The organism is Pantoea sp. Ep11b (genome assembly GCF_040783975.1).
Lineage (GTDB): Bacteria > Pseudomonadota > Gammaproteobacteria > Enterobacterales > Enterobacteriaceae > Pantoea.
Window position 1 is genome coordinate 14,606 of record NZ_CP160632.1, and the last position, 20,792, is coordinate 35,397.

18 protein-coding genes are annotated in these 20,792 nt (G+C 55.0%); 14 read left to right on the forward strand and 4 right to left on the reverse strand.

What is annotated here, in order from left to right:
• The first annotated feature begins 332 nt into the window (after positions 1 to 332).
• The gene (locus AB1748_RS18360; RefSeq protein WP_233498943.1) at positions 333 to 488 is read left to right on the forward strand and encodes a DUF333 domain-containing protein; all 156 of its coding nucleotides are present in this window, start codon (positions 333 to 335) and stop codon (positions 486 to 488) included.
• Positions 489 to 1,083: 595 nt separating this feature from the next.
• Entirely contained in the window at positions 1,084 to 5,187 is a 4,104-nt protein-coding gene (locus tag AB1748_RS18365; RefSeq protein ID WP_367396387.1) for a S6 family peptidase, read from the forward strand.
• 74 nt (positions 5,188 to 5,261) lie between these two features.
• Here the strand turns inward: AB1748_RS18365 and AB1748_RS18370 are convergent, their stop codons facing one another.
• Positions 5,262 to 5,465, reverse strand: a complete 204-nt coding sequence (locus AB1748_RS18370) for an Hha/YmoA family nucleoid-associated regulatory protein (protein ID WP_111138289.1) — start codon at positions 5,463 to 5,465, stop codon at positions 5,262 to 5,264.
• A 252-nt stretch (positions 5,466 to 5,717) separates the two neighbouring features.
• Positions 5,718 to 6,110, reverse strand: coding sequence for a PACE efflux transporter (locus tag AB1748_RS18375; RefSeq protein ID WP_367396388.1), 393 nt, complete (start codon positions 6,108 to 6,110; stop codon positions 5,718 to 5,720).
• Positions 6,111 to 6,889: 779 nt separating this feature from the next.
• Between AB1748_RS18375 and AB1748_RS18380 the strand changes: the two genes are divergently transcribed.
• The 3 genes from AB1748_RS18380 (at position 6,890) to AB1748_RS18390 (ending at position 8,739) form a co-directional block, all read left to right on the forward strand.
• A complete protein-coding gene (locus AB1748_RS18380) occupies positions 6,890 to 7,426 on the forward strand; it encodes a tetratricopeptide repeat protein (protein ID WP_367396400.1) in 537 nt (178 codons plus the stop codon).
• A gap of 87 nt (positions 7,427 to 7,513) precedes the next feature.
• The gene (locus AB1748_RS18385) at positions 7,514 to 7,963 is read left to right on the forward strand and encodes a sigma-70 family RNA polymerase sigma factor (protein ID WP_233498939.1); all 450 of its coding nucleotides are present in this window, start codon (positions 7,514 to 7,516) and stop codon (positions 7,961 to 7,963) included.
• Entirely contained in the window at positions 7,960 to 8,739 is a 780-nt protein-coding gene (locus AB1748_RS18390; protein ID WP_111138293.1) for an anti-sigma factor, read from the forward strand. The genes AB1748_RS18385 and AB1748_RS18390 overlap by 4 nt, the downstream gene beginning before the upstream one ends.
• 13 nt (positions 8,740 to 8,752) lie before the next feature.
• Here the strand turns inward: AB1748_RS18390 and AB1748_RS18395 are convergent, their stop codons facing one another.
• Entirely contained in the window at positions 8,753 to 9,334 is a 582-nt protein-coding gene (locus tag AB1748_RS18395; protein WP_367396401.1) for a YceI family protein, read from the reverse strand.
• Between the two features lie 695 nt (positions 9,335 to 10,029).
• On the opposite strand from AB1748_RS18395, the gene arnB reads away from it, so the two are divergent.
• The 8 genes from arnB (at position 10,030) to AB1748_RS18435 (ending at position 19,053) form a co-directional block, all read left to right on the forward strand.
• Complete coding sequence (arnB, locus tag AB1748_RS18400; RefSeq protein ID WP_367396389.1) at positions 10,030 to 11,166, forward strand: UDP-4-amino-4-deoxy-L-arabinose aminotransferase; 1,137 nt, start codon at positions 10,030 to 10,032, stop codon at positions 11,164 to 11,166.
• 1 nt (position 11,167) lies between these two features.
• Complete coding sequence (arnC, locus tag AB1748_RS18405) at positions 11,168 to 12,151, forward strand: undecaprenyl-phosphate 4-deoxy-4-formamido-L-arabinose transferase (protein WP_111138295.1); 984 nt, start codon at positions 11,168 to 11,170, stop codon at positions 12,149 to 12,151.
• A complete protein-coding gene (gene arnA / locus AB1748_RS18410; protein ID WP_367396390.1) occupies positions 12,148 to 14,127 on the forward strand; it encodes a bifunctional UDP-4-amino-4-deoxy-L-arabinose formyltransferase/UDP-glucuronic acid oxidase ArnA in 1,980 nt (659 codons plus the stop codon). The genes arnC and arnA overlap by 4 nt, the downstream gene beginning before the upstream one ends.
• The gene (gene arnD / locus AB1748_RS18415; RefSeq protein ID WP_111138297.1) at positions 14,127 to 15,029 is read left to right on the forward strand and encodes a 4-deoxy-4-formamido-L-arabinose-phosphoundecaprenol deformylase; all 903 of its coding nucleotides are present in this window, start codon (positions 14,127 to 14,129) and stop codon (positions 15,027 to 15,029) included. Before arnA ends, arnD begins: the two co-directional genes overlap by 1 nt.
• Positions 15,029 to 16,696 (forward strand): lipid IV(A) 4-amino-4-deoxy-L-arabinosyltransferase, encoded by a 1,668-nt coding sequence (gene arnT, locus AB1748_RS18420; RefSeq protein WP_367396391.1) that lies wholly within the window; start codon positions 15,029 to 15,031, stop codon positions 16,694 to 16,696. The genes arnD and arnT overlap by 1 nt, the downstream gene beginning before the upstream one ends.
• Positions 16,696 to 17,016, forward strand: a complete 321-nt coding sequence (arnE, locus tag AB1748_RS18425; RefSeq protein WP_367396402.1) for a 4-amino-4-deoxy-L-arabinose-phosphoundecaprenol flippase subunit ArnE — start codon at positions 16,696 to 16,698, stop codon at positions 17,014 to 17,016. The genes arnT and arnE overlap by 1 nt, the downstream gene beginning before the upstream one ends.
• Positions 17,013 to 17,378 carry a 4-amino-4-deoxy-L-arabinose-phosphoundecaprenol flippase subunit ArnF gene (gene arnF, locus AB1748_RS18430; RefSeq protein ID WP_367396392.1) on the forward strand — a complete coding sequence of 122 codons (366 nt, stop codon included), beginning with the start codon at positions 17,013 to 17,015 and terminating at the stop codon, positions 17,376 to 17,378. The genes arnE and arnF overlap by 4 nt, the downstream gene beginning before the upstream one ends.
• 148 nt (positions 17,379 to 17,526) lie before the next feature.
• Positions 17,527 to 19,053: a Fic family protein gene (locus AB1748_RS18435; RefSeq protein WP_111138301.1), complete on the forward strand. Its 1,527-nt coding sequence runs from the start codon at positions 17,527 to 17,529 to the stop codon at positions 19,051 to 19,053.
• Positions 19,054 to 19,089: 36 nt separating this feature from the next.
• Here AB1748_RS18435 and AB1748_RS18440 read toward each other — a convergent pair whose 3' ends face one another.
• Positions 19,090 to 19,785 (reverse strand): haloacid dehalogenase type II, encoded by a 696-nt coding sequence (locus tag AB1748_RS18440; RefSeq protein WP_111138302.1) that lies wholly within the window; start codon positions 19,783 to 19,785, stop codon positions 19,090 to 19,092.
• A gap of 440 nt (positions 19,786 to 20,225) precedes the next feature.
• Between AB1748_RS18440 and AB1748_RS18445 the strand changes: the two genes are divergently transcribed.
• A complete protein-coding gene (locus AB1748_RS18445; protein WP_111138303.1) occupies positions 20,226 to 20,540 on the forward strand; it encodes a colicin V synthesis protein in 315 nt (104 codons plus the stop codon).
• Positions 20,541 to 20,792 lie beyond the last annotated feature (252 nt).

Below are 20,792 nucleotides of genomic sequence, written 5' to 3' on the forward strand. Positions count from 1 at the left end.
AATGGACGGCTGGGCCGGATATCTATTGGGTAATAAAATTAAAATAGCCCTGTTAAATGGCTGTTTAAACGTAATGTCTTATGCTTGATTTATGATAGAGCTGAGGGGCCTGTCATGCGCTGAAAATAAAATGCTGGCTATTGTAGTTCCCGGCATTGGACGGTTTCACGATCGTCAGTGTTGGCAGGACAGTTAATTTCTGCTTTACGATTCAGGTTTATGCTGACTAAGAGGCTTCTATGCAAACAGGTATCAGGTTAATCACTCTTTCGCTGATGGTGCTTATCCTTCAGGCTTGTGCACCGCACAGCGACGGACAACAGAGACTGGCAATGCGTAATCCGGCCAGCGTGTGGTGCCTCCAGCGCGGCGGAGAGCTGATACAGTCATCAGCACAAGGTGATAGTGATAGTACACACTACTGTCTGCTGCCTGATGGTGAACGCGTTGAGCAGTGGGCGCTGTTCCATCGTGATCATCCGCAATAACTCCCAGGCTCTGTCTCTGTCTGTTGCCCGCGAGCGGGATCTCTTCAGCACACTGCTCTTATTCTCCAGCATCAATAAAAACTGCTAGCGCACGGTCAGCCCTGATCTGGAGTCTGATACCCCCACCTGATCTACAGCTCAGAAGTCAGAAAAACAGGACGCCGGATCTATGCTATCCGGCTGGCCTGATGCCAGCGTAACCTGATGATGAAGGCTGGCGCTTTTTTGTCTGATCAGATTCAGACTCATCCTACGGGATATAAGCTCCGGGTGGGCCAGGACATTTACACCAAATAATAATAATTTTTTTAGCATCAGATGTTTTCTCTGATTTATTTAAAGCTCATCTGACATTGCCTTTTAAGTACTGCTTTTGATTTTTTATTAAATATTTATATCTGTGCCGATTTGATTTTTTATTTATATTTGCTTGTAAAACAATATTTTAGTTGCTCTTTTAAAGGGCTGAAAGTGTGTTCTTTGATTTGCATCAATTTATAAAGAGCGTTTGCGATAATTTAAGTATTGCCCCGAATTAAGAATTCAATTAATTAAGGAATTTCTTAAAAGATAAGATTTTTATGGGGGCGAACCATTGAGACACTTTGGAAGCGCAGCGATCTGCTGCACCTTCTTTATCTGCACCAAATCTTATGCTGGCATCATGCTCAACAATATTGATGTTCAGCAGTATCGTGATTTTGCTGAAAACCTGGGAAAATATAGAGTCGGCATGGAGAATATCCCCGTCTACAACAAGAATGGCTCTCTCTCTGGCACTCTTGATTTTCCCATGCCGGACTTTGGCGGGGTCGCCAGTTTAGGGTATGCCACCCTGATCTCTCCTTCTTATATCGTCAGTGTGAAACATAATACCGGCTATAAAACGGTATCATTTGGCAATGGAGCTTCGTACAGCACCACATATAAGCTAATCAATCGCAATGAGGACAGTGCAAAAGATTTTCATGTACCGCGTCTGAATAAGGTGGTAACGGAGGCGGTTCCCTATAACTATGCCGCAGAAGCGGACTTTCGGACCGATTTCAAATCACGCTACGCCTGGTATACACGCCTGGGCACAGGAACACAGGAACAGATTAACGATGACCAGACAGAACGTGTGCATCTGGCTAATGCCTATAAATGGAAGTCAGGCGGCACAATCAGCCCGGAGAGCGTACGCGAAACTTCTAATAACAGCGTGTTGCGCTACTACAATCTGGGACCTGACGATCCCGACACGACACCGCTCTCTATCGGTGCCAATGGCGGCGATAGCGGCAGCCCGGTTTTTGCGTACGATTCTGTTGAAAAGCAGTGGAAGCTTGTCGCGGTGCATCAGGGCTATGACAGAGATGCCGGCCTCTACTTAAAGCGTGCAACAGCCATTTATATTCAGGGAGATTTTGTCAATTCCGTTCAGACCGCTAATACCTCACCAGATGTGACGGACAGCGATCCCCACGCGCTCATCAACTGGGGCAGCGATGCTATTACGCAGGACGCGAAGAGCTGGACATGGCAGGGACTGGCTAAGAAGTATGAAAGTTCAGCGCCTTCTGTCGCCACCCTCAGTGAACTGGATGCGACTAAAGATCTCCGGTTCAATGGGGCAGGTGGCGTGATTTCACTGAACACGCCGGTAAACCTGGGTGCGGGTAAATTACAGTTTTCGAATGATTACACGCTGACCTCAGCCGAAGGCATCAATGCTACCTGGGCAGGCGGTGGTGTGGACGTGGATAAGGATAAAAAAGTTCTGTGGCAGGTTAATGGATTAGCCGGCGACTCCCTGCATAAAATCGGCGCGGGCACTCTGCATGTGAATGCCGAAGGAATAAACCCGGGCTCGCTGAACGTGGGTGATGGGACCGTGATTCTGGATCAGCGTGCCGATGCCAAAGGCAAAAAAAGGGCTTTCTCTTCGATAACCGTGGTCAGCGGTCGGCCTACTGTTGTGCTGAATGATCCGGGTCAGATTTCTGTCGATAAAATCTATTTTGGTTATCGTGGTGGCCGCCTGGATTTGAACGGCAACACAGTCAGCGTTAAAAAAATCAACCATACCGATGATGGCGCCAGGCTGGTTAACCATAGCGATTCCTCATCCACCCTAAACATTACGGGATACAGCGCGGCAGACGTCCCCTTTAACACCTTTCAGAGTAGTAATCCTAAAGGTACACCCGGTTCCATCTATGTGTATAACAATCCCTACACCAAAGAAACCGAGTATTTTCAGTTAAATAAAACATCATACTGGTATTACCCCACGGATAAATCGTCGACGTCTACCTGGACTTATCTCGGCACCGATCCTGATAAGGCCATCGATCATCGGCTGACACAGTTGAATGTTCAGGTATTCCGCGGCTTTCTGGGTGAGACGCTGAAAAAGAGGCTTAATGGCGTCATGAACGTTAATATCATGCCGCGCAATACTACCGCGCTTCTGGCGCTGACGGGCGGAATGAATTTGAATGGCATTCTTGATGTTAAGAATGGCACGGTGATTCTCTCCGGTCAGCCGGTTCCGCATGCAAACGGCGTCGTCATTGATGATGACTGGGACACCTCCCTGTTTGCCGCCGATCATATCAATGTGGGGGCAGGCGCTCATCTTCAGGTAGGAGAGTATGCGGGGGTTAAAGCGAATGTCACTGCGGCGGACGCAGCCACGCTCTCTTTTGGTTATAACGACAGTCAGCGGAAGGTGGAGAAAAGCTGGCGCTGCTATTCCGTGATTTATACGAGTGATGTCAGCTGTAGTCAGCCAGTCCGCCATGCAGATGCACTGGCAAAGCTGCCCGCCAGTGAAGTCGACGGCGATGTTACGTTGGGCAACAACGCGTCACTCTACCTGGGTAAAGTGAACTACCAGGGTGCCGTGACCGGTGCCAGCAGTAGCATGATGACAATGGATGCAAATGCCAACTGGATGATTACAGGCAACAGTCATGTCACCTCGTTACTGGCGAAGCGCGGGTCGACGCTTTCCATGGTGCCTGAGGGTAACTGGTACGCTAAAAATCTGAACGTCGACACGCTGGATGCGACCGGGATGAACCTGGCGTTAGGCGTTAAACCGTCTGCGCTGGAAAGCGACAGGCTCACCATTAACCATAAGGCGACAGGCAGCGACAATCTGCTGGATGTCAGTCTGCTGATTGGCAACGAAGAGCAGGTTGCACTGACGCAGGATTTGGTGATGGTCGATGCACCGGCGGGCACTCCGCACAGTTACTTCGCTTTTGCAGACCGTTACAGCGGTTTTAGCATTTACACGCCCAATTATCAGGTGAAAGAGGAAAGCGACCGGGTGAAGTGGGTGCTCAAAAGTAACAAAGCGGCAGAACCTGAACCAGCCCCCGTGCCCGAACCGACTCCGTTACCAGAGCCAGCGCCGGAACCGACGCCCGCGCCTGAGCCAGTGCCAGCCCCCGAGCCCGAACCGACCCCGGTACCAGAGCCAGCGCCGGAACCAGAACCAGCGCCTGAGCCAGTGCCTGAGGTAACCCCTGAGCCAGCACCGGAGCCCGAAGCGACCCCTGCACCGGACGTCACGGCTGATCCTGACGCTCCCTCTTCACCAGCAGAAAACCAGGAGGCTGAGAATGCGAATGCCGCCGAAAACACCGAAGCCGGAGCTGCAGTAAACGCTGAAGAAAAGGCGAAAGGTGAGGCAGAAACAAAAGAAAAAGCCGAAGCTAATGAGAAAGCAAAAGCAGAAGCGGAAGCCCGGAAAAAAGCCGAAGAGGAAGCACGGAAAGCGGCTTTTAACCCGGATGACTGGTTCACTATTTACGATAATCAGCCACTGATCCAGCGCACGCGTGCCCTGATGGCATCACGTCAGTACATATTTAGCGAAGCTGTCAGCCAGTTACATAAACGCACCGACACTCTGCGCGCCTCACCAGACAGCCCAGGTTCATGGGCTTCTATTGAACAGCGGAAAGGCCGCTTTCTCGGGCTGGAAACCACTCAGCAGACCCTGAATATCGGCTGGGATACCCGCAGTGAGACGCAGACTGCAGGTATCAGCGCCAGCTACACCCAGGGTGAGGTGAAAGGGGAGGGCCATGAAAAACACCGGCTGGGTACAGTCGGCCTCTATTATGCCTGGCAGTCTGATAGCGGGGGATTTATCGATGCGGCCAGTCGCTATCTCTATCTCGGCCAGACGTTATCGCTGGATCCGACGCTGAACATCAGCGGCATCAGGAAAGAGAGCCATATGCTCGCTGGCAGTCTGCGCAGCGGCTACCGGTTCGGGCTGGCTGGCGATACGTTGTTTATTTCACCTTACGTGGGCGTCAGTGGCGGTGTGATGTCCGGCTATACGCTCAAAGGCAAAGATGCCGATGTTTCGCTAAGTTCATCAACGCCTTATTTCACCACAACCGGGATTATGGCGCAGAAACACGGACTGGGTTCCTGGATGCCAGCGATCAATCTGAGCGCGAGTATTGAGTATCAATATTCACCGGGCAAAAACGGTTCGACCACCACGCTCTCGGACCGGCAATCAACCCGTCACTACAGCGCCTGGTCTGACAACCGTTATCGCAGCAGCGTGAGAGTGCAGGGAGCGATTGCGCCTGGCCTCTCGCTCATCACCAGCATTGAGAGCAGTTTTGGCGGAACATTTAAGACGGATTACAGCGGTCAGGTCGGTCTGGCCTGGCATTTCTGATACCGCGCTTTAAACACAGAGCATCACCGCTGTTCAGCGTGATGCTCTGTTTTTTTATGCAGCGCAACCCCTACTCAGCACACCAGCCGCCATACTTCAGCCGGCACTTCGCTGTAAGTCTCATTCATAATCAGTTCCGCTTTGCGATGATCATACGCCCCTTCGAAAGAGGAGAGATCGTCAGAAGGGAGTTTTTTCCGCATGTAACTGGTTACGATCTCCAGAATATCGGTTGACGGGCAATTTCTTAATTTATTCAGATAATAGACTTTATTCATAAAATTTTGCTGAATTTAACCTGTAGAAATGAGCTGAAGCGCGGTCTTCACTTTGGCTAAGCTGACTCGCGGTAATATCTAAACCATCAGAAAATAATGTGACTCCTGACAGCCGATATTTCTGTTCACTCTCACCATTAAGGCATCAGATGTCTGTGATTGCCTTTTAGATCTCAATGAAACGATCAGATGGAAGAGTGTGAATTCATATTTACTCATCGAAGCTAAGCGTAATTCGCAGGCCTGAAGCGGCTAGCTTCTGCTGCGCTCAGCACGACCATAGTCCCATAACAGAGTAAACAGCCACGTATAAACCAGAAAAAAGATCACAAGGCCACATTCCAGTTTCAGCGCAGCGAGCAGCGAAATATCCAGCCACCATGCGGCAAAGGGGATTAACACCCATAGCAGCCCCGCCTCAAACAAAACGGCATGCAGGCAGCGTATCCAGCCGTTTTTTTTAAATCCGACTCGCAACTGAACGCTGTCAAACATCAGGTTGAACAGATAGTTCCATCCCATCGCCAGCGTAGATGAGGCCAGGGTTAATAGTGCTGACTGTGCAGGCGCAGCCGAGGCCCAGATCATCAGAATAATAAAAACCAGAATATTAGCGACGACTTCAAAAATAACCGCGTACAGCACTCTTTCCGTTCGGGTACGCACCGGCAATGACTCGTATTCCAAATCAGACTCTCAATAATCAGTCAGGTTCTGCGACGGATGCCCGGCGTTGCAGAATAACCCGGTGGTCACATGACGCTGTACAGACACCCCGAATACCGTTGTTTCAAAACGGTGAGAATGTAGCATCGCCTTTTCTGAATGTGAAAGGCCGGGGGGGGGATCGCCCTTAAAATCGCGATTCTGATTAGTATTTATCAACTTTTATAGCCGCCAATTTTTAATGACGGAGTAATCTTTCGTCGTCCGGGCAATCACAACGCCATGTTCCTGGTCGGCTGATTTATCGGTAATCGGCACGGCAGGCAAACGTCGCTTCAGGCATCTGCACGTCTTTGTCCTCTCATATTCAGAAAAATAATAACAGGCTGCACTTCCGGTGAAACTTTAAAATATCAATGGGAGTTCATATAGATTTATATTTTAAAATTTACAAATAATTTAGTTTTAAATGTTGAATGAGCGGTGTCAGGGCGCTGTATAACGACACGCTGAACGGCGCTCAGCCTGCGGCAGGGACGGATACTTCAGCCCTGAGGTCGTTGAACTGAAGCGGTTTCTCACGCATGGCCTTCTGTCAGAAGAAGGGCAATTGCAGTCGGGCCAGGCAGGCTGAAAAAAATAGTGCTGTTTTTATCGAATAGAAATCGCTGCTGAGCTGTTTACTACAGAGTGCTGCAACCGCGCACGGTATCCGGCAGGCGTCAGCGTCTGCCCCACAGCCCCGATGAGGATAAATGATGACAACGCGCTCTGGTATTTCTCTGTTTGCTGTCCCGGCACTGTTACTGATGCTGCACGCGCCGCTGAGCATGGCGATGGGCGATAACGACAGCGAGAAAAAAACGCCCAATTGCCCTAAAGGCCAGGTCTATGACAGTCAGACTAAAAGCTGCGTGCCCGAAAAGACCAGCAGGCTGAGTGACAGCGATAAAACGCGCTACGCGTATCATCTGGCGAAAAAGGGTGAGTATCAGGCGGCGCTGAACCTGCTGGATACGCTGAAAAATCCCGATACCCGTGAAGCGTGGAACTATCGTGGCTATGCCACCCGTAAGCTGGGGCGCACGGATGAAGGAATAGGCTATTATCAGCGCGCAATTGCACTCGATCCCCGTTACGCTAAGGTGCGTGAATATCTGGGTGAAGCCTGGCTGATCAAAGGGCGTCCGGATCTGGCGCGCGAGCAGCTGAAAACGATTGCCGGCATCTGTGGCACAGAGTGCGAGGAGTATCGCGATCTGCAGGCCGCCATTCAGGGCCATCCTGAGGTCTGATCCGGCAGGGAGGAGCGTAAAATCACTCACAGCGACATCCGTCACCATCTCGCAGAGCACCTGACCCGGCTCTGGCGTTACGGCTATGTGCTGTCACACGATCGTGACCTGGCAGAAGAGCTGGTGCAGTCAACCTGCGTACGCGCGCTGGAACGCAGCGCGCAGTTCACGCCAGGCACCCGCATGGATCGATGGCTCTTCTCAATCCTTCACTCCATCTGGATCAGCGATCTGCGGGCGCGAAAGGTCCGCCAGGGGCAGGGATTTGCCGACCCCGATGTACTGCTGGCCAGTGACACCCACGCTCTCAGCGATGATAACCGCCAGTTCAGGCGCATTATGCAGCAGGTTAACACCTTACCGGAGGCGCAACGTAATGCGCTGTTTCTGGTTTACGTTGAAGGACTGACCTATCAGGAGGCGGCAGAAACGCTCTGCGTCCCGATTGGCACCATTATGAGCCGTCTGGCCGCCGCCCGGGCCACACTGGCCAGGCAGCCGTCGATCGCGCCCGCACCGCTGGAGAAACGGCGATGAGCAGAGAAACGTTTACGCCACCCTGGCGCGATGAAGCCATTGTCGCCTGGCTGGATGGTGAGATGACGCCGCAGGAAGCCGGACAGTTTGAACAGGCACTGGCTGGTGATCCCGAACTGATCCGGCGGGTTGAGCAGTTCCGGCAAAGCAGCCTCGACTTCGGGCAGGCATTTGCCCCGCTGCTGGAGCAGGCGCCACAGGCCAGAATGGCCGAACGACTGGCGGCCATCATGCCACCGGCACCTGCCAGAACCTATAGCCGCCGCGCCCTGATTGCCGCTTCACTGAGTTTTCTGCTGGTGGGCAGCGGCATCGGTCTGCTGGCCAGACCGGGCGAAGAGAGGGAAGATGAAAGCCAGAATATCCGCGATCTGGAAGCGCGCTATATGTCGCTTTACAGTGCTGAAACGCTGGCCGATCTGCCGGATGATGGCGCCCTGTTGCAGAAGGGGCTGGACCGGACCCGGCTCGATTTAGGCTTACAGCTGCACCCGCAGCAGCTGCGCCTGCCGGGGGCTGAACTGAAAATGGTCAGGATCCTGCGCTATGAACGGACATCAATCGCGCAGATCGCCTGGCTGCACGCGGATTACGGCCCGATGGCGCTCTGTATCTCACCGGCCCCGCATGGCCGGGAGGCGATTGCGCGTGAACAGCGGCATGGAATGGCGCTGGCCTGGTGGAACCGGAATGGCTTCCAGTATGTGCTGATTGGCCGCAATCCGGCTCACCAGCTGGCGGCCATCGCTACCACCCTGCAGGCCGCGCTCGCCTAGTCTGGCTGCGCCTTCAGCGGAGCGGGGCGTTTACCTGCGCGGCAATCGCCAGCGCAATGTTCACCCGGTCATCGACCACCCCGACCAGCCGATCTACCCGGAACGCGGTGCGGGAGATCGCGGTCGATGCGTGCAGAGCCAGTGCGCGTGAAGCCGGATCGATCGCCTCACCGCTGTCGAGCGAGGCGAGCATCATCACCGGCCGGCTGACTTCTTTCACCGTCAGCACGCCAAAAATCCGGTACTGACCGCCACCCAGCGCGACGACGCGGCTGCTGACGAAGTGAATCTGCGGATAGTGCTCCGCATCAAAAAACAGATCGCTCTTCAGCTGCCAGGTGAGCAGGCTGTTAGACGCCACCAGCGTGCCGACCGGAATACTCACTTCGACATGGTTATCACGGTCGTCATCCGGATTGAGTATCACGGTTCCGGTTACACCCTGCAGCCTGGCCTGCGAAAAATCGTGACCGAAAGCACGCCAGGAAAGACCAATGGTTGTTTTATCCGGAATAATGGCATAGGTCCTCGGTGCGGCATAAATCACCGGGCTTAACAGGGCAAGCAGAGCGTATAAACAGGCGGCACGTATCATCACTATTTTCTCTTTTTCTGGCAGACCCAACGTTAACGCCTGACTCCGCGATTCTATTCAATTTTTTAGCACTGTTTTTACGTTGCGGGTACATTTTACTGGAAAGATATTAACTGAGAGACATCTCATTTCACCAGAAAATGACGATGCATGTGAGGTCATAAAAAGAATAATCGTAAATATTAAGATTATATTAAGACGTTTGTATTAAAGCGGGGCTTTCGGGCACACACGATGCTGCTGCTTTCCGGCGCTCATGTCGCGACTCACCGGCACAGACAGGCGTATAAAAATCAGTGACCTGAAACACGGTATCGGGTGCGGTCTTTTTCGTCTGCCACCTTTCCGGCGGCTGTTACCGGTAAAATCTGCTGATTTATAAACACATTATCAATAAAACAAAAAGAGTGGTGATAAGCGGGATTATCTGCAATCTGTGAGTGAACTTTTTCGAAAATCCCTGATGTACTTCCCATTGATTTTATTGTTATACACGCTATCCATTTAATGTTCAGTTAACTTTCGTGCGGTAGTTTGTATTAGCAGTTCGGTAACATCAATTCCATAACGGGGATGTATGAGCTTGATAACACAATTGCCGGGCGTGAATAAACCGCTATTTGAATCCTTTTTCCGGCGTTGTGCCTGATTAAAACGCGCGACAGTTTATAGGTTTGATCTGCAGGAGTTTTAGCATGGATTTTTTGCCCTTTTCCCGCCCTTCGTTCGGTGATGAAGAGCTGGCTGCGGTTAAGGCCGTATTTGAGTCGGGATGGATTACCACCGGAGCAAAATGCGCCGAACTGGAGCAGGCTTTTGTTCTGCTGACCGGCAATCAGCACGCCATTGCGGTGAGCTCTGCCACGGCGGGGATGCATGTCACGCTGATGGCCATGGGAATCGGGCCGGGCGATGAAGTGATCACCCCCTCCATGACTTGGGTCTCTACCCTGAACCTGATTACGCTACTCGGCGCCACACCGGTTATGATTGATGTCGATCCTGACAACCTGATGGTGACGCCGGAACAGATTGCACAGGCAATTACCCCCCGGACGCGCGCCATTATTCCGGTGCATTATGCCGGTGCCCCCGCCGATCTCGACCCGATTTATGCGCTGGCTGAACAGCATGGCATCGCCATTATTGAGGATGCCGCCCACGCCGTGGGCACCACCTATCATGGCCAGCCGATAGGCTATCGCGGCACGGCGATATTCTCTTTTCACGCCATCAAAAACATCACCTGCGCAGAAGGCGGCCTGGTGGTGACGGATGACGCCGCGCTCGCCGATCGCATTCGCAGTCTGAAATTTCATGGCCTGGCGGTCGATGCCTTCGATCGCCAGACTCAGGGACGGCTGCCGCAGGCGGAAGTGATGATGCCGGGCTTCAAATACAATCTGCCGGATATCAGCGCGGCGATCGCGCTGGTGCAGCTGCAGAAACTGCCGGGCTTTATCGCCCGCCGTCGCGAGATTGCGGAACGCTATCTGGCTGCGCTGCGCACGCTGCCGTTTACGCCGCTGTCACTGCCCGACTGGCCCCATGAGCATGCGTGGCATCTGTTTATTATCCGGGCAGATGAACAGCGTTGCGGCCTGTCACGCGATGCGCTGATGCAGGCGCTGAAAGCGCGAAACATCGGCAGCGGTCTGCATTTCCGTGCCGCTCATACCCATAAATATTACCGCAACCACTATCCGGATCTGTCGCTGCCCGCCAGCGAACGCAACAGTCAGCAGATGTGTTCGATCCCGCTGTTCCCGTCCATGACGGATCAGGATGTTGAGCGTGTGATTCAGGCTCTGCATGACATTGCCGGAGCCTGAGATGCGCGATATTCAACCTATTAATATGCTTTCCGTGGTGATCCCGGTCTACAACGAAGAAGAGAGTCTGCCGGAGCTGTTACAGCGCACCGGCGCCGCCTGCGACACCCTCGACCTGGCGTATGAAATTCTGCTGGTGGATGACGGCAGCAGCGACCGTTCAGCCGAACTGATCGAACAGGCTGCTACTGTACCCGATAGCCGGATAAAGGGCGTGCTGCTCAACCGTAACTACGGTCAGCACTCCGCCATCATGGCCGGATTCAGCCAGGTTCGCGGCGATCTGATCATTACGCTCGATGCCGACCTGCAGAATCCGCCGGAAGAGATCCCGCGTCTGGTCGAGGCTGCCTGTCAGGGGTATGACGTGGTGGGCACTGTCCGGCAGCAGCGCCAGGACACCTGGTTCCGTCGTAAGGCCTCGCGCACGCTCAACCGGTTAATTCAGCGCGTGACCGGCAAAGCGATGGGTGATTACGGCTGCATGCTGCGCGCCTATCGCCGCCACATCGTCGATGCGATGCTGAACTGCCATGAACGCAGCACCTTCATCCCGATTCTGGCCAACACTTTCGCCCGTCACACGATTGAGCTGCCGGTGATCCATGCCGAGCGCGCCTTTGGTGACTCGAAATACAGTTTTATGCGGCTCATCAACCTGATGTACGACCTGGTGACCTGCCTGACCACCACGCCGCTGCGATTGCTCAGCGTGGTCGGCAGCCTGATCGCCCTCTCCGGTTTCGCTTTCTCGCTGGTGCTGCTCGTCCTGCGACTCTTCTTTGGTGCGGCGTGGGCGGGGGATGGTGTCTTCGTCCTGTTCGCTGTGCTGTTCATGTTTATCGGCGCCCAGTTTGTGGGTATGGGACTGCTCGGGGAGTACATCGGGCGCATTTATAACGATGTTCGCGCGCGTCCGCGCTATTTCGTTCAACGCATTGTTCAGGCTCCTGAAGAGCCTTCAGTACAGGATACTCAATCATGAAGACCCTCGTTTTCGCCTATCACGACATGGGCTGTGTCGGCATCAATGCACTGCTGAAAGCAGGCTACGAGATCACCGCCATTTTTACGCACAACGATGTGGCGACCGAAAATCCGTTCTTCGGCTCGGTAGCGCGTCTGGCGGCAGAGCACGGCATTCCGGTCTACGCACCGGACGAGGCAAATCATCCGATCTGGCTCGACCGCATCCGCACGATGGCGCCAGAGATGATCTTCTCCTTTTACTATCGCAATCTGCTGAGCGATGAGATCCTGCAATGTGCTGAAAAAGGGGCCTTTAACCTGCACGGCTCGCTGCTGCCGAAATACCGTGGCCGCGCTCCGCTGAACTGGGCGCTGGTGAACGGCGAGCGCGAAACGGGCGTGACGCTGCATCGCATGGTGAAGCGTGCCGATGCCGGGAATATTCTGGCTCAGCAGAAGGTTGACATTGCGGAGCAGGACAACGCGCTGACGCTGCACCGTAAACTGACCCAGGCTGCGGAGCAGTTGCTGGACGACGTGCTGCCTCGCCTGCGTCAGGGAGACGTCGCAGAGTGGGCGCAGGATGAGAGCCAGGCGACCCGCGTGGGTCGTCGTACGGCAGAAGATGGCCGTATCGACTGGAATCAGCCCGCCGAAGCCATCCACAATCTGGTCAGAGCGGTCACCGATCCCTGGCCTGGCGCGTTCGCCTTTGCCGGTTCGGTCAAATTTATCGTCTGGAAGAGCCAGGTTCATCCTCAGCAGCATCAGGCGAAGCCTGGCACGGTGATCTCTAAACAGCCGTTCCTGATCGCCTGCGGTGAGGGCGCGCTTGAAATCCTGACCGGGCAGTCTGAGCATGGCGTGTACATGAACGGCAGCCAGCTGGCGCAGAGCCTAGGCATGGTGCCGGGCGCGCTGCTCTATTCCAAACCGCAATCCGTTCTGCAGCGTCGTACCCGTGTTCTGATCCTGGGCGTCAACGGCTTTATCGGCAACCATCTTACAGAGCGACTGCTGCAGGATGAGCATTTTGAGGTCTACGGGCTGGATATCAGCTCCGACGCCATCAGCCGCTTCCTCGATCACCCGCGCTTCCACTTTGTGGAAGGGGATATCGCGATCCACTCAGAATGGATTGAGTATCACATCAAAAAATGTGACGTCATTCTGCCGCTGGTGGCGATCGCCACGCCGATCGAATACACCCGTAATCCGCTGCGCGTCTTTGAGCTCGACTTCGAAGAGAACCTGAAAATCATCCGCGACTGTGTGAAATACCAGAAGCGTATCATTTTCCCGTCCACCTCTGAGGTGTACGGCATGTGTACGGACGACAGCTTCGATGAGGACACCTCTAACCTGGTGGTGGGGCCGATTAACAAGCAGCGCTGGATCTATTCGGTTTCCAAACAGCTGCTGGACCGCGTCATCTGGGCCTACGGCGAAAAAGAGGGGCTGCGTTTTACCCTGTTCCGTCCTTTCAACTGGATGGGGCCGCGTCTGGATAACCTCAATGCGGCGCGCATCGGCAGTTCCCGCGCGATTACGCAGCTGATCCTGAATCTGGTGGAAGGCTCGCCCATCAAGCTGATTGATGGCGGCAAACAGAAGCGCTGCTTCACCGATATCCGGGATGGCGTGGAAGCGCTGTTCCGCATCATCGAAAACAAGCAGCAGAACTGTGACGGACAGATCATCAACATCGGTAATCCGGACAACGAAGCCAGTATCAAAGAGCTGGCCGAGCAGCTGCTGTCGAGCTTCGAGCGTCATCCGCTGCGCAGTCAGTTCCCGCCGTTTGCCGGCTTCCGCGAAGTGGAGAGCAGCAGCTACTACGGCAAAGGCTACCAGGATGTGGAGCACCGTAAACCGGCTATCCGCAACGCCCGCCGCTTACTCGGCTGGACGCCAACCGTCACGATGGATGTCACGATCGACAATACGCTGGACTTCTTCCTGCGTACCATTGAGCAACAGGCTGACAAGTGATGAAAAAGATTGGTCTGCGGATTGACGTAGATACCTGGCGCGGCACGCAGCAGGGTGTGCCGACGCTGCTGGCGCTGTTTCAGCGTCATGCGGTGCGGGCCAGCTTTTTCTTCAGCGTCGGGCCGGACAACATGGGCCGCCATCTCTGGCGGCTGATCAAACCGGCTTTCCTCATCAAGATGCTGCGCTCCCGCGCAGCATCGCTCTATGGCTGGGACATTCTGCTCGCCGGAACGGCCTGGCCAGGCAAGCAGATGGGACGCGGCCTGCGGCATATCATTCAGGATACCGCCCGCTATCACGAGATGGGGCTGCACGCCTGGGACCATTTTGCCTGGCAGACGTGGGCGGGTGTCTGGCCGCAGGATAAGCTGGTTGAGCAGATCGCGCGTGGAACGGAGACGCTGAGTGAGATCCTGGGCCATCCGGTCAGCTGCTCGGCGGTGGCCGGCTGGCGCGCCGATGGCCGGGTGCTCGCGGCCAAGCAGGATTTCTGCTTCCACTATAACAGCGACTGTCGCGGCACCGGCCCCTTCCGGCCCCTGCTGCCGGACGGACAGATCGGCACTGTTCAGATCCCGGTGACGCTGCCGACATGGGATGAAGTGGTTGGCCGCGAGGTCAGCGCAGAAGGCTACAACGACTATATTCTGGCGAAGATGCTGGCTGCGGATGAGGGGGCGGTTTACACCATCCATGCTGAAGTGGAAGGCATTATCGGCGCCCCGGACTTTGACCGGCTGCTGACGGCGGCGGCCCGCCACGGCATTCAGTTCTGCCCGTTAAGCGAGCTGCTGCCCGCCGATCTGAACACCCTGCCGCTGGGCCGGGTTGTCAGAGGAGAAATCGCCGGCCGGGAAGGGTGGCTGGGTTGTCAGAAACTCACTGAAGAGGCGAACTAGTGCGGATACGTAACAACACGACGTGGTTACTTTTTTTCAGCTTTTTTATCCTTTATTACCTGCTCCCGCCGATGTTCCGCGATCTCTGGCAGCCCGATGAGACCCGCTATGCGGAGATCAGCCGGGAGATGCTGGCAAGCGGAAACTGGATCACGCCACACTTCTTCGGCCTGCGTTACTTCGAAAAACCGGTGGCCGGTTACTGGATCAACTCGCTGGGACAATGGCTGTTTGGCCATAACAATTTTGGTGTGCGGGCGGGATCGATCGTCTCCACGACGGTCACCGCGCTACTGATTTACTGGCTCGGCAGGCGGCTGTTTGGTTCTGCACGCACCGCCGTAGTCGGCAGCGTGATATTCCTCAGTTCGCTGCTGGTCTACGGTGTCGGCACTTATGCGGTGCTTGATCCCATGCTGATGCTCTGGCTGGCAGCGGCGATGTGCAGCTTCTGGCTGGCGACGGAGGCCAGCGGCCGCGCCCGGCGCGCGGGGGGGTATCTGCTGCTGGGCCTCGCCTGCGGCATGGGCTTTATGACCAAAGGTTTTCTGGCGCTGGTGGTGCCGGTTCTGGCGATTCTGCCCTGGACAATCTGGCGGCAGCGGCTGCGGGAACTCTTCTGCTATGGTCCGCTGGCGCTGCTCTCGGCAGCGGCGATCAGCGCTCCCTGGGCGCTGGCTATCCATCATCAGGCACCCGATTTCTGGCACTACTTCTTCTGGGTGGAGCATATTCAGCGCTTTGCAGAGGAGAATGCGCAGCATAAAGCGCCTTTCTGGTATTACCTGCCGATTCTGCTGCTCGGCACGCTGCCGTGGCTGGCCCTGCTGCCTGGTGCGTTAATGATCGGCTGGCGTCAGCGTCAGCAGCACCCTGGCGCGCTCTATCTGCTGAGCTGGACGGTGATGCCGCTGCTCTTCTTCAGCCTGGCAAAAGGCAAGCTGCCGACCTATATCCTGCCCTGTTTTGTGCCGCTGTCGCTGCTGATGGCGCACTATGGTCTGAACACGGCACAACGGGCAGGGCGGGCATTAACCGTCAACGGCTGGATTAACCTGATTTTTGGCATTCTGACCGTGGCGACGGTCCTGCTGGTGCTGGCCCCCTGGAGTCTGACACATCATCCGCTGTTCGCCCCGCAGGAGAAACTCAAGCTGGGACTGGCGGCACTGGCGTTTCTGGTCTGGGGCGCGGTGGGCGCGTACAGCTGCCGATCTTCCCGGCACCGCTGGCTGGCGTCGGCGCTTTGCCCGCTGGGTGTGGCGCTGTTAATCGGCTCTGCTATCCCGGCAAAAATCCGCGACGCTAAGCAACCGCAGAGCTTTGTCTCAGCTATGAGTGATCGCCTGGCGGCCAGCCGCTTTATCCTCGCGGATAACCCCGGTGTGGCCTCTGCCGCAGCGTGGCATCTGCACCGCAGCGATATCGGTTTCTATGACGCCAGAGGCGAGCTGGAATATGGGCTGAGCTATCCTGATGCGCAATCCCGCTTCGTTTCTGCGGCGGACTTCAGCCACTGGCTGGACGAGCATCGCCGTCTGGGCAGCGTGTCACTGCTGCTGCTGGTCGATTCAGTTCACAGCGATATCGGCGAGGAGGTCCCGGTGCCGGATGCGGTGTATCGTCAGGGCAGGCTGGTTGGCCTCTACTATAGCCAGATGAAATGATGCTGCTGCTGATTGTGCTGGTCAGCCTGCTCAGTTGCAGCGCCCAGCTCTGCCAGAAGCAGGCGACCCATATGCTGTCACGCCAGGGGCGCTTAAGCTGGATTGCCCTCAGCGTGCTGCTGTTAGGTGTTGCCATGCTTCTCTGGCTGCGGGTGCTGCAGCAGGTGCCGGTCAGCCAGGCCTATCCGATGCTGAGCCTTAATTTCATTTTCGTCGCGCTGGCCGGACGCTTTATCTGGCGCGAGCGGCTGACGCTGCGCCAGATCGCGGGCACGTTGCTGGTGGTTACCGGAGTGGCACTGATGGCGAGTCAGCTATGAAAGGGTATGGATGGGTGGCCTGTAGCGTGTTGCTGGTTTCCGCCGCGCAGTTAATGATGCGCTGGGCGATGCCGCGGCTGCCCGATGTCAGCAGCCTCCTGTCGCTGCCTGCGGTGGCTATCCTGCCCGCCCTGATGCTGCTGGCCGGGCTGGGGGCTTATGGTGTCTCGATGCTCTGCTGGATCCAGGCGCTGCACTTTTTCCCCCTCAACCGGGTCTATCCGCTGCTGAGTCTCAGCTACGTACTGGTGTGGCTGGTGGCTGTCAGCCTGCCGGTGTTTCAGGAGGCTTTCAGCTGGCAGAGTCTGGCCGGTGTGGTGATGATTGTCGCTGGCCTGCTCTGCATCGTAATTAAACCCTGACGGAGGACGGGTTAATATTTTCGCACTGTTTTCACTTTCTGTTATCGTTTCCGATCGGTCATTAACGCTTTTCTGATAGAGTGATTAGCGTTTTCATGATAAATATCCTTTTTATTATCGTTTTAAATAGATTGATAAAGGATCCCTCATGCTGGTCGGCTTCAGCGCGCTGCGCGAACGTTATGCTATTGAACTGGCGCAGCCTTTGCGCGTGCAGTCTGCCATCGGCACGGTACGATCCCGCCATGAAAGTCAGGGGCGGGTAGAAAATCACTATCCGCCTGGCTACCAGCCGGAAGATTCCTTTGCCGGTCACTTCGCCTTTGGCCTCAAATATGAAGAGATCCATCTTGAGTTCTTTGCCCGGCTGTTTACGGCCATCGGACCTGAACCACTGGAACAGTGGTGCCGTCAGGAGCCGTTTGGCCAGTATGCGCGCCGGGCCGGATTTCTCTATGAATGGCTGACCGGTAACCTGCTGGAGGTGCCTGATGTGAGCAATGGGGGTTATGTCGAGGCGATTTCATCCGGCGCTTATCTCACCCGTACCACGCTGAAGCGTAACCGACGCTGGCGCATAAACGATAACCTGCCGGGATCGGCAGATTTCTGTCCGCTGGTGCGCAGGACGCCTGCCGTGGAACAGGCGCTCGCCTTCGATCTGAACGAGGCACTCAGAGACCTGGACAATGCCTTTGGTACAGATGTCCTGATGCGCACCGCCAGCTGGCTGACGTTTAAAGAGTCGCGCGCCAGTTTTCTGATTGAAAAAGAGTCTGATCAGGGTGATCGCATTCAGCGCTTTGCGCATGTCATTGCACAGTATTGCGGTCAGCTTGACGATCCGCTCAGCGAAGAGAGTCTGCACACCATACAGCAGGGGATCCTCGGGCAGGATGCGCTGGGCCTGGGGCTGCGACGTTCACCGGTGTTTGTCGGACAGTCGACGATGCGCGAAGATATCGTCCACTATATTGCGCCACACTATGAGGATGTCCCGCGCTTTATGCGGGGCCTGAAAGCCTTTGAAGAGGCGACGCAGGGTGCCGCGCCGCTGGCCCGGGCGGGCGTTATCGCGTTTGGTTTCGTCTATATCCATCCGATGCGCGACGGTAATGGGCGTATCCATCGATTTCTCATCAATGACACGCTGAACCGGGATGGCGCAATACCGGATGGCGTGATCCTGCCGGTCTCCGCCACCATCACCAGCTCAATGGATTTCCGGGTCGGCTACGATCGTACGCTGGATCTCTTTTCTAAGAAGCTGATGCGACGCTATGCGGGCTGCTACCGTTTTGGCGAGCTGAAAACCTATCAGGACGGCACGCGAAGCAACTTTATTTTCAGCGACTATGAGGATGCCCGCTTTGCCTGGCGCTACCCCGATCTGACCGAGCATGTCCTCTATACGGGCAGAGTGATCGAGCATACCGTGCGAACCGAAATGGCCGACGAAGCGCGGGTGCTCGTTCTGTTTCAGCGTGCTCAGCAGCAGCTGAAGGAGGTCGTTGAGATGCCCGATCAGGATGCCAGCCGCATCATCCGGTCGCTGAAGGAGAATGGCTGGCAGGTCTCCGGCAAGCTGAAAAAAAACTTCCCGCTGTTTGAGGATGATGCCACCTCCCAGCGTATCGTCGAGGCGGTCAGATCGGCGTTTGAAACAGAACAGTGAGTGTGCACTACACCGCTGCACATCCATTGATGCGGCTCAGCAGAGCGGGGTGATCTCTGCAGCCAGCGCAACGATATCATCGACGACGCGATCCGGTGAGGGCGCCAGCGGATAGAGCGCCTGGCCCTGGCGGGCGACAAAGGCCGTTTTCATCCCAGCACATTTTGCCCCGCCGACATCCCAGCCATGCGCCGCCACCATCATGCAGGCAGACGCGGACTGGCCCATCTCCTTCATCGCCCACTGATAGACCCTAAGATCGGGTTTATAAACCTGAACCTGTTCCACGCTGAGAATACGGGTGAACAGGGGGGCCAGCCCGGCGGAACTCAGCTGCTTTTCCGCCAGCGCGGCAGAGGAGTTGGTAAGCGCGACCAGCGTATATCCCTGCTGCTGCAGAGCGGTCAGCCCTCTGGCCACATCCGGATAAGCAGGCATCGCGGCGATGATTTCGGCCAGCGGCGTTGCCTCCTCCGGCAGGGTGATACCGTATCGCGCGGCGGTCATCTCCAGTACGGCTTCGGCGATATCACCAAAATTGTGGAAGCTGCCGGTTACGGTCCCGACCAGCGAATGATGTAACACCGAGGTGAACCAGGCTTCGGCGCGCTCAGGCCTGTTACCAAGCCGCTGCGCCACCGCCTGATTCAGTCCTGACGTATCCAGCAGAGTTTCATTAACATCAAAAAACAGCGTGCCGCTGCAGGGGGTAGAAGGATGGCTGTGGGTCATCTGACCTCCGGTTGCGTTGCCGCATCTGAAGGGTGCGGCGTCAGTAATAATGACAGAAGGTAGGTTATCCTGAGGGATTCCTCAAGGAGGGCTAAAGCGGAGAATGGCCGCAAGCAGTATCAAAAGCGGATAACCTGCCGATCGCTTCACCTGAAATTTGAGGTTATCTCATTAATCAGGTAGTCACCAAATGAGGCTAATCCAGGCTGCAATACAGCGTGCCTTAAATCTTTAACTAATAAAAAATTCAGCTTGTTGTAAGCTGACACACTTATAACACCCTCTCCAGGGTAGTGTGTTAATTACCCGGCACATTTAGAATTAATTCTATATTAATTGTTCCTCTAAAAATGCATTATTCTCCGCGTCGGAAGTCAAAATGCTCATTAACCTGACATTTTCTCCGTCTTCAGGAATAAATTTATTTAAGGTATAATAAAATGCGTGAATTGAATGTGATGGAAATTAATGAGGTTTCGGGTGCGGGCTTCTGGAGTGCAGTGAGCAGCGCGATTCTTCTGGGCGCTACCGGTTTCGCGGCAGGTGCAGCCTATGGCGGTATCCACGGTGGCGATCAGGGTGGTTTGCTGGGTGTAGGCGTCGTCGGCCAGCTTGTTGGCGTTATCGTTGGTCCGATTATCGGGGTTATCGGTGGCTCTATCCTGGGTGCAGTATTGGGCTGGAATGATCCTGATTCTGTCAATGCTATCGCCACCCAGTTCCTGAACAACTTTGTGAACGGCAATTTCAAATAAGTATTCTGTTCAGCAACAAGAAAATGCCTCACATTAAAGTGAGGCATTTTTATTTGGCAGTCATGGGTCTATTGCACTGATGATTCCTTTTCCAGAGAAATTTCTGATTTGCCTGAATGAGCCGCATCTGAGCTATTGCGATCGCGGGACAGACCGCGCCAGAAATCTATTCAGTCAGTGAAGAGATAAGCTTAAATGTCAGCAGATTTAACGCAGAGAAACAGAATTAAATTGCCTGTCATAAGCTGAATA

Coding starts and splice junctions, on each gene's coding strand:
- AB1748_RS18445 (WP_111138303.1), top strand. CDS start 20,226: ATGCGTGAATTGAATGTGATGGAAATTAATGAGGTTTCGGGTGCGGGC.
- arnB (WP_367396389.1), top strand. CDS start 10,030: ATGGATTTTTTGCCCTTTTCCCGCCCTTCGTTCGGTGATGAAGAGCTG.
- arnF (WP_367396392.1), top strand. CDS start 17,013: ATGAAAGGGTATGGATGGGTGGCCTGTAGCGTGTTGCTGGTTTCCGCC.
- AB1748_RS18370 (WP_111138289.1), bottom strand. CDS start 5,465: ATGAATAAAGTCTATTATCTGAATAAATTAAGAAATTGCCCGTCAACC.
- AB1748_RS18390 (WP_111138293.1), top strand. CDS start 7,960: ATGAGCAGAGAAACGTTTACGCCACCCTGGCGCGATGAAGCCATTGTC.
- arnD (WP_111138297.1), top strand. CDS start 14,127: ATGAAAAAGATTGGTCTGCGGATTGACGTAGATACCTGGCGCGGCACG.
- arnE (WP_367396402.1), top strand. CDS start 16,696: ATGCTGCTGCTGATTGTGCTGGTCAGCCTGCTCAGTTGCAGCGCCCAG.
- arnA (WP_367396390.1), top strand. CDS start 12,148: ATGAAGACCCTCGTTTTCGCCTATCACGACATGGGCTGTGTCGGCATC.
- AB1748_RS18435 (WP_111138301.1), top strand. CDS start 17,527: ATGCTGGTCGGCTTCAGCGCGCTGCGCGAACGTTATGCTATTGAACTG.
- AB1748_RS18440 (WP_111138302.1), bottom strand. CDS start 19,785: ATGACCCACAGCCATCCTTCTACCCCCTGCAGCGGCACGCTGTTTTTT.
- AB1748_RS18395 (WP_367396401.1), bottom strand. CDS start 9,334: ATGATACGTGCCGCCTGTTTATACGCTCTGCTTGCCCTGTTAAGCCCG.
- AB1748_RS18360 (WP_233498943.1), top strand. CDS start 333: ATGCGTAATCCGGCCAGCGTGTGGTGCCTCCAGCGCGGCGGAGAGCTG.
- AB1748_RS18380 (WP_367396400.1), top strand. CDS start 6,890: ATGACAACGCGCTCTGGTATTTCTCTGTTTGCTGTCCCGGCACTGTTA.
- arnC (WP_111138295.1), top strand. CDS start 11,168: ATGCGCGATATTCAACCTATTAATATGCTTTCCGTGGTGATCCCGGTC.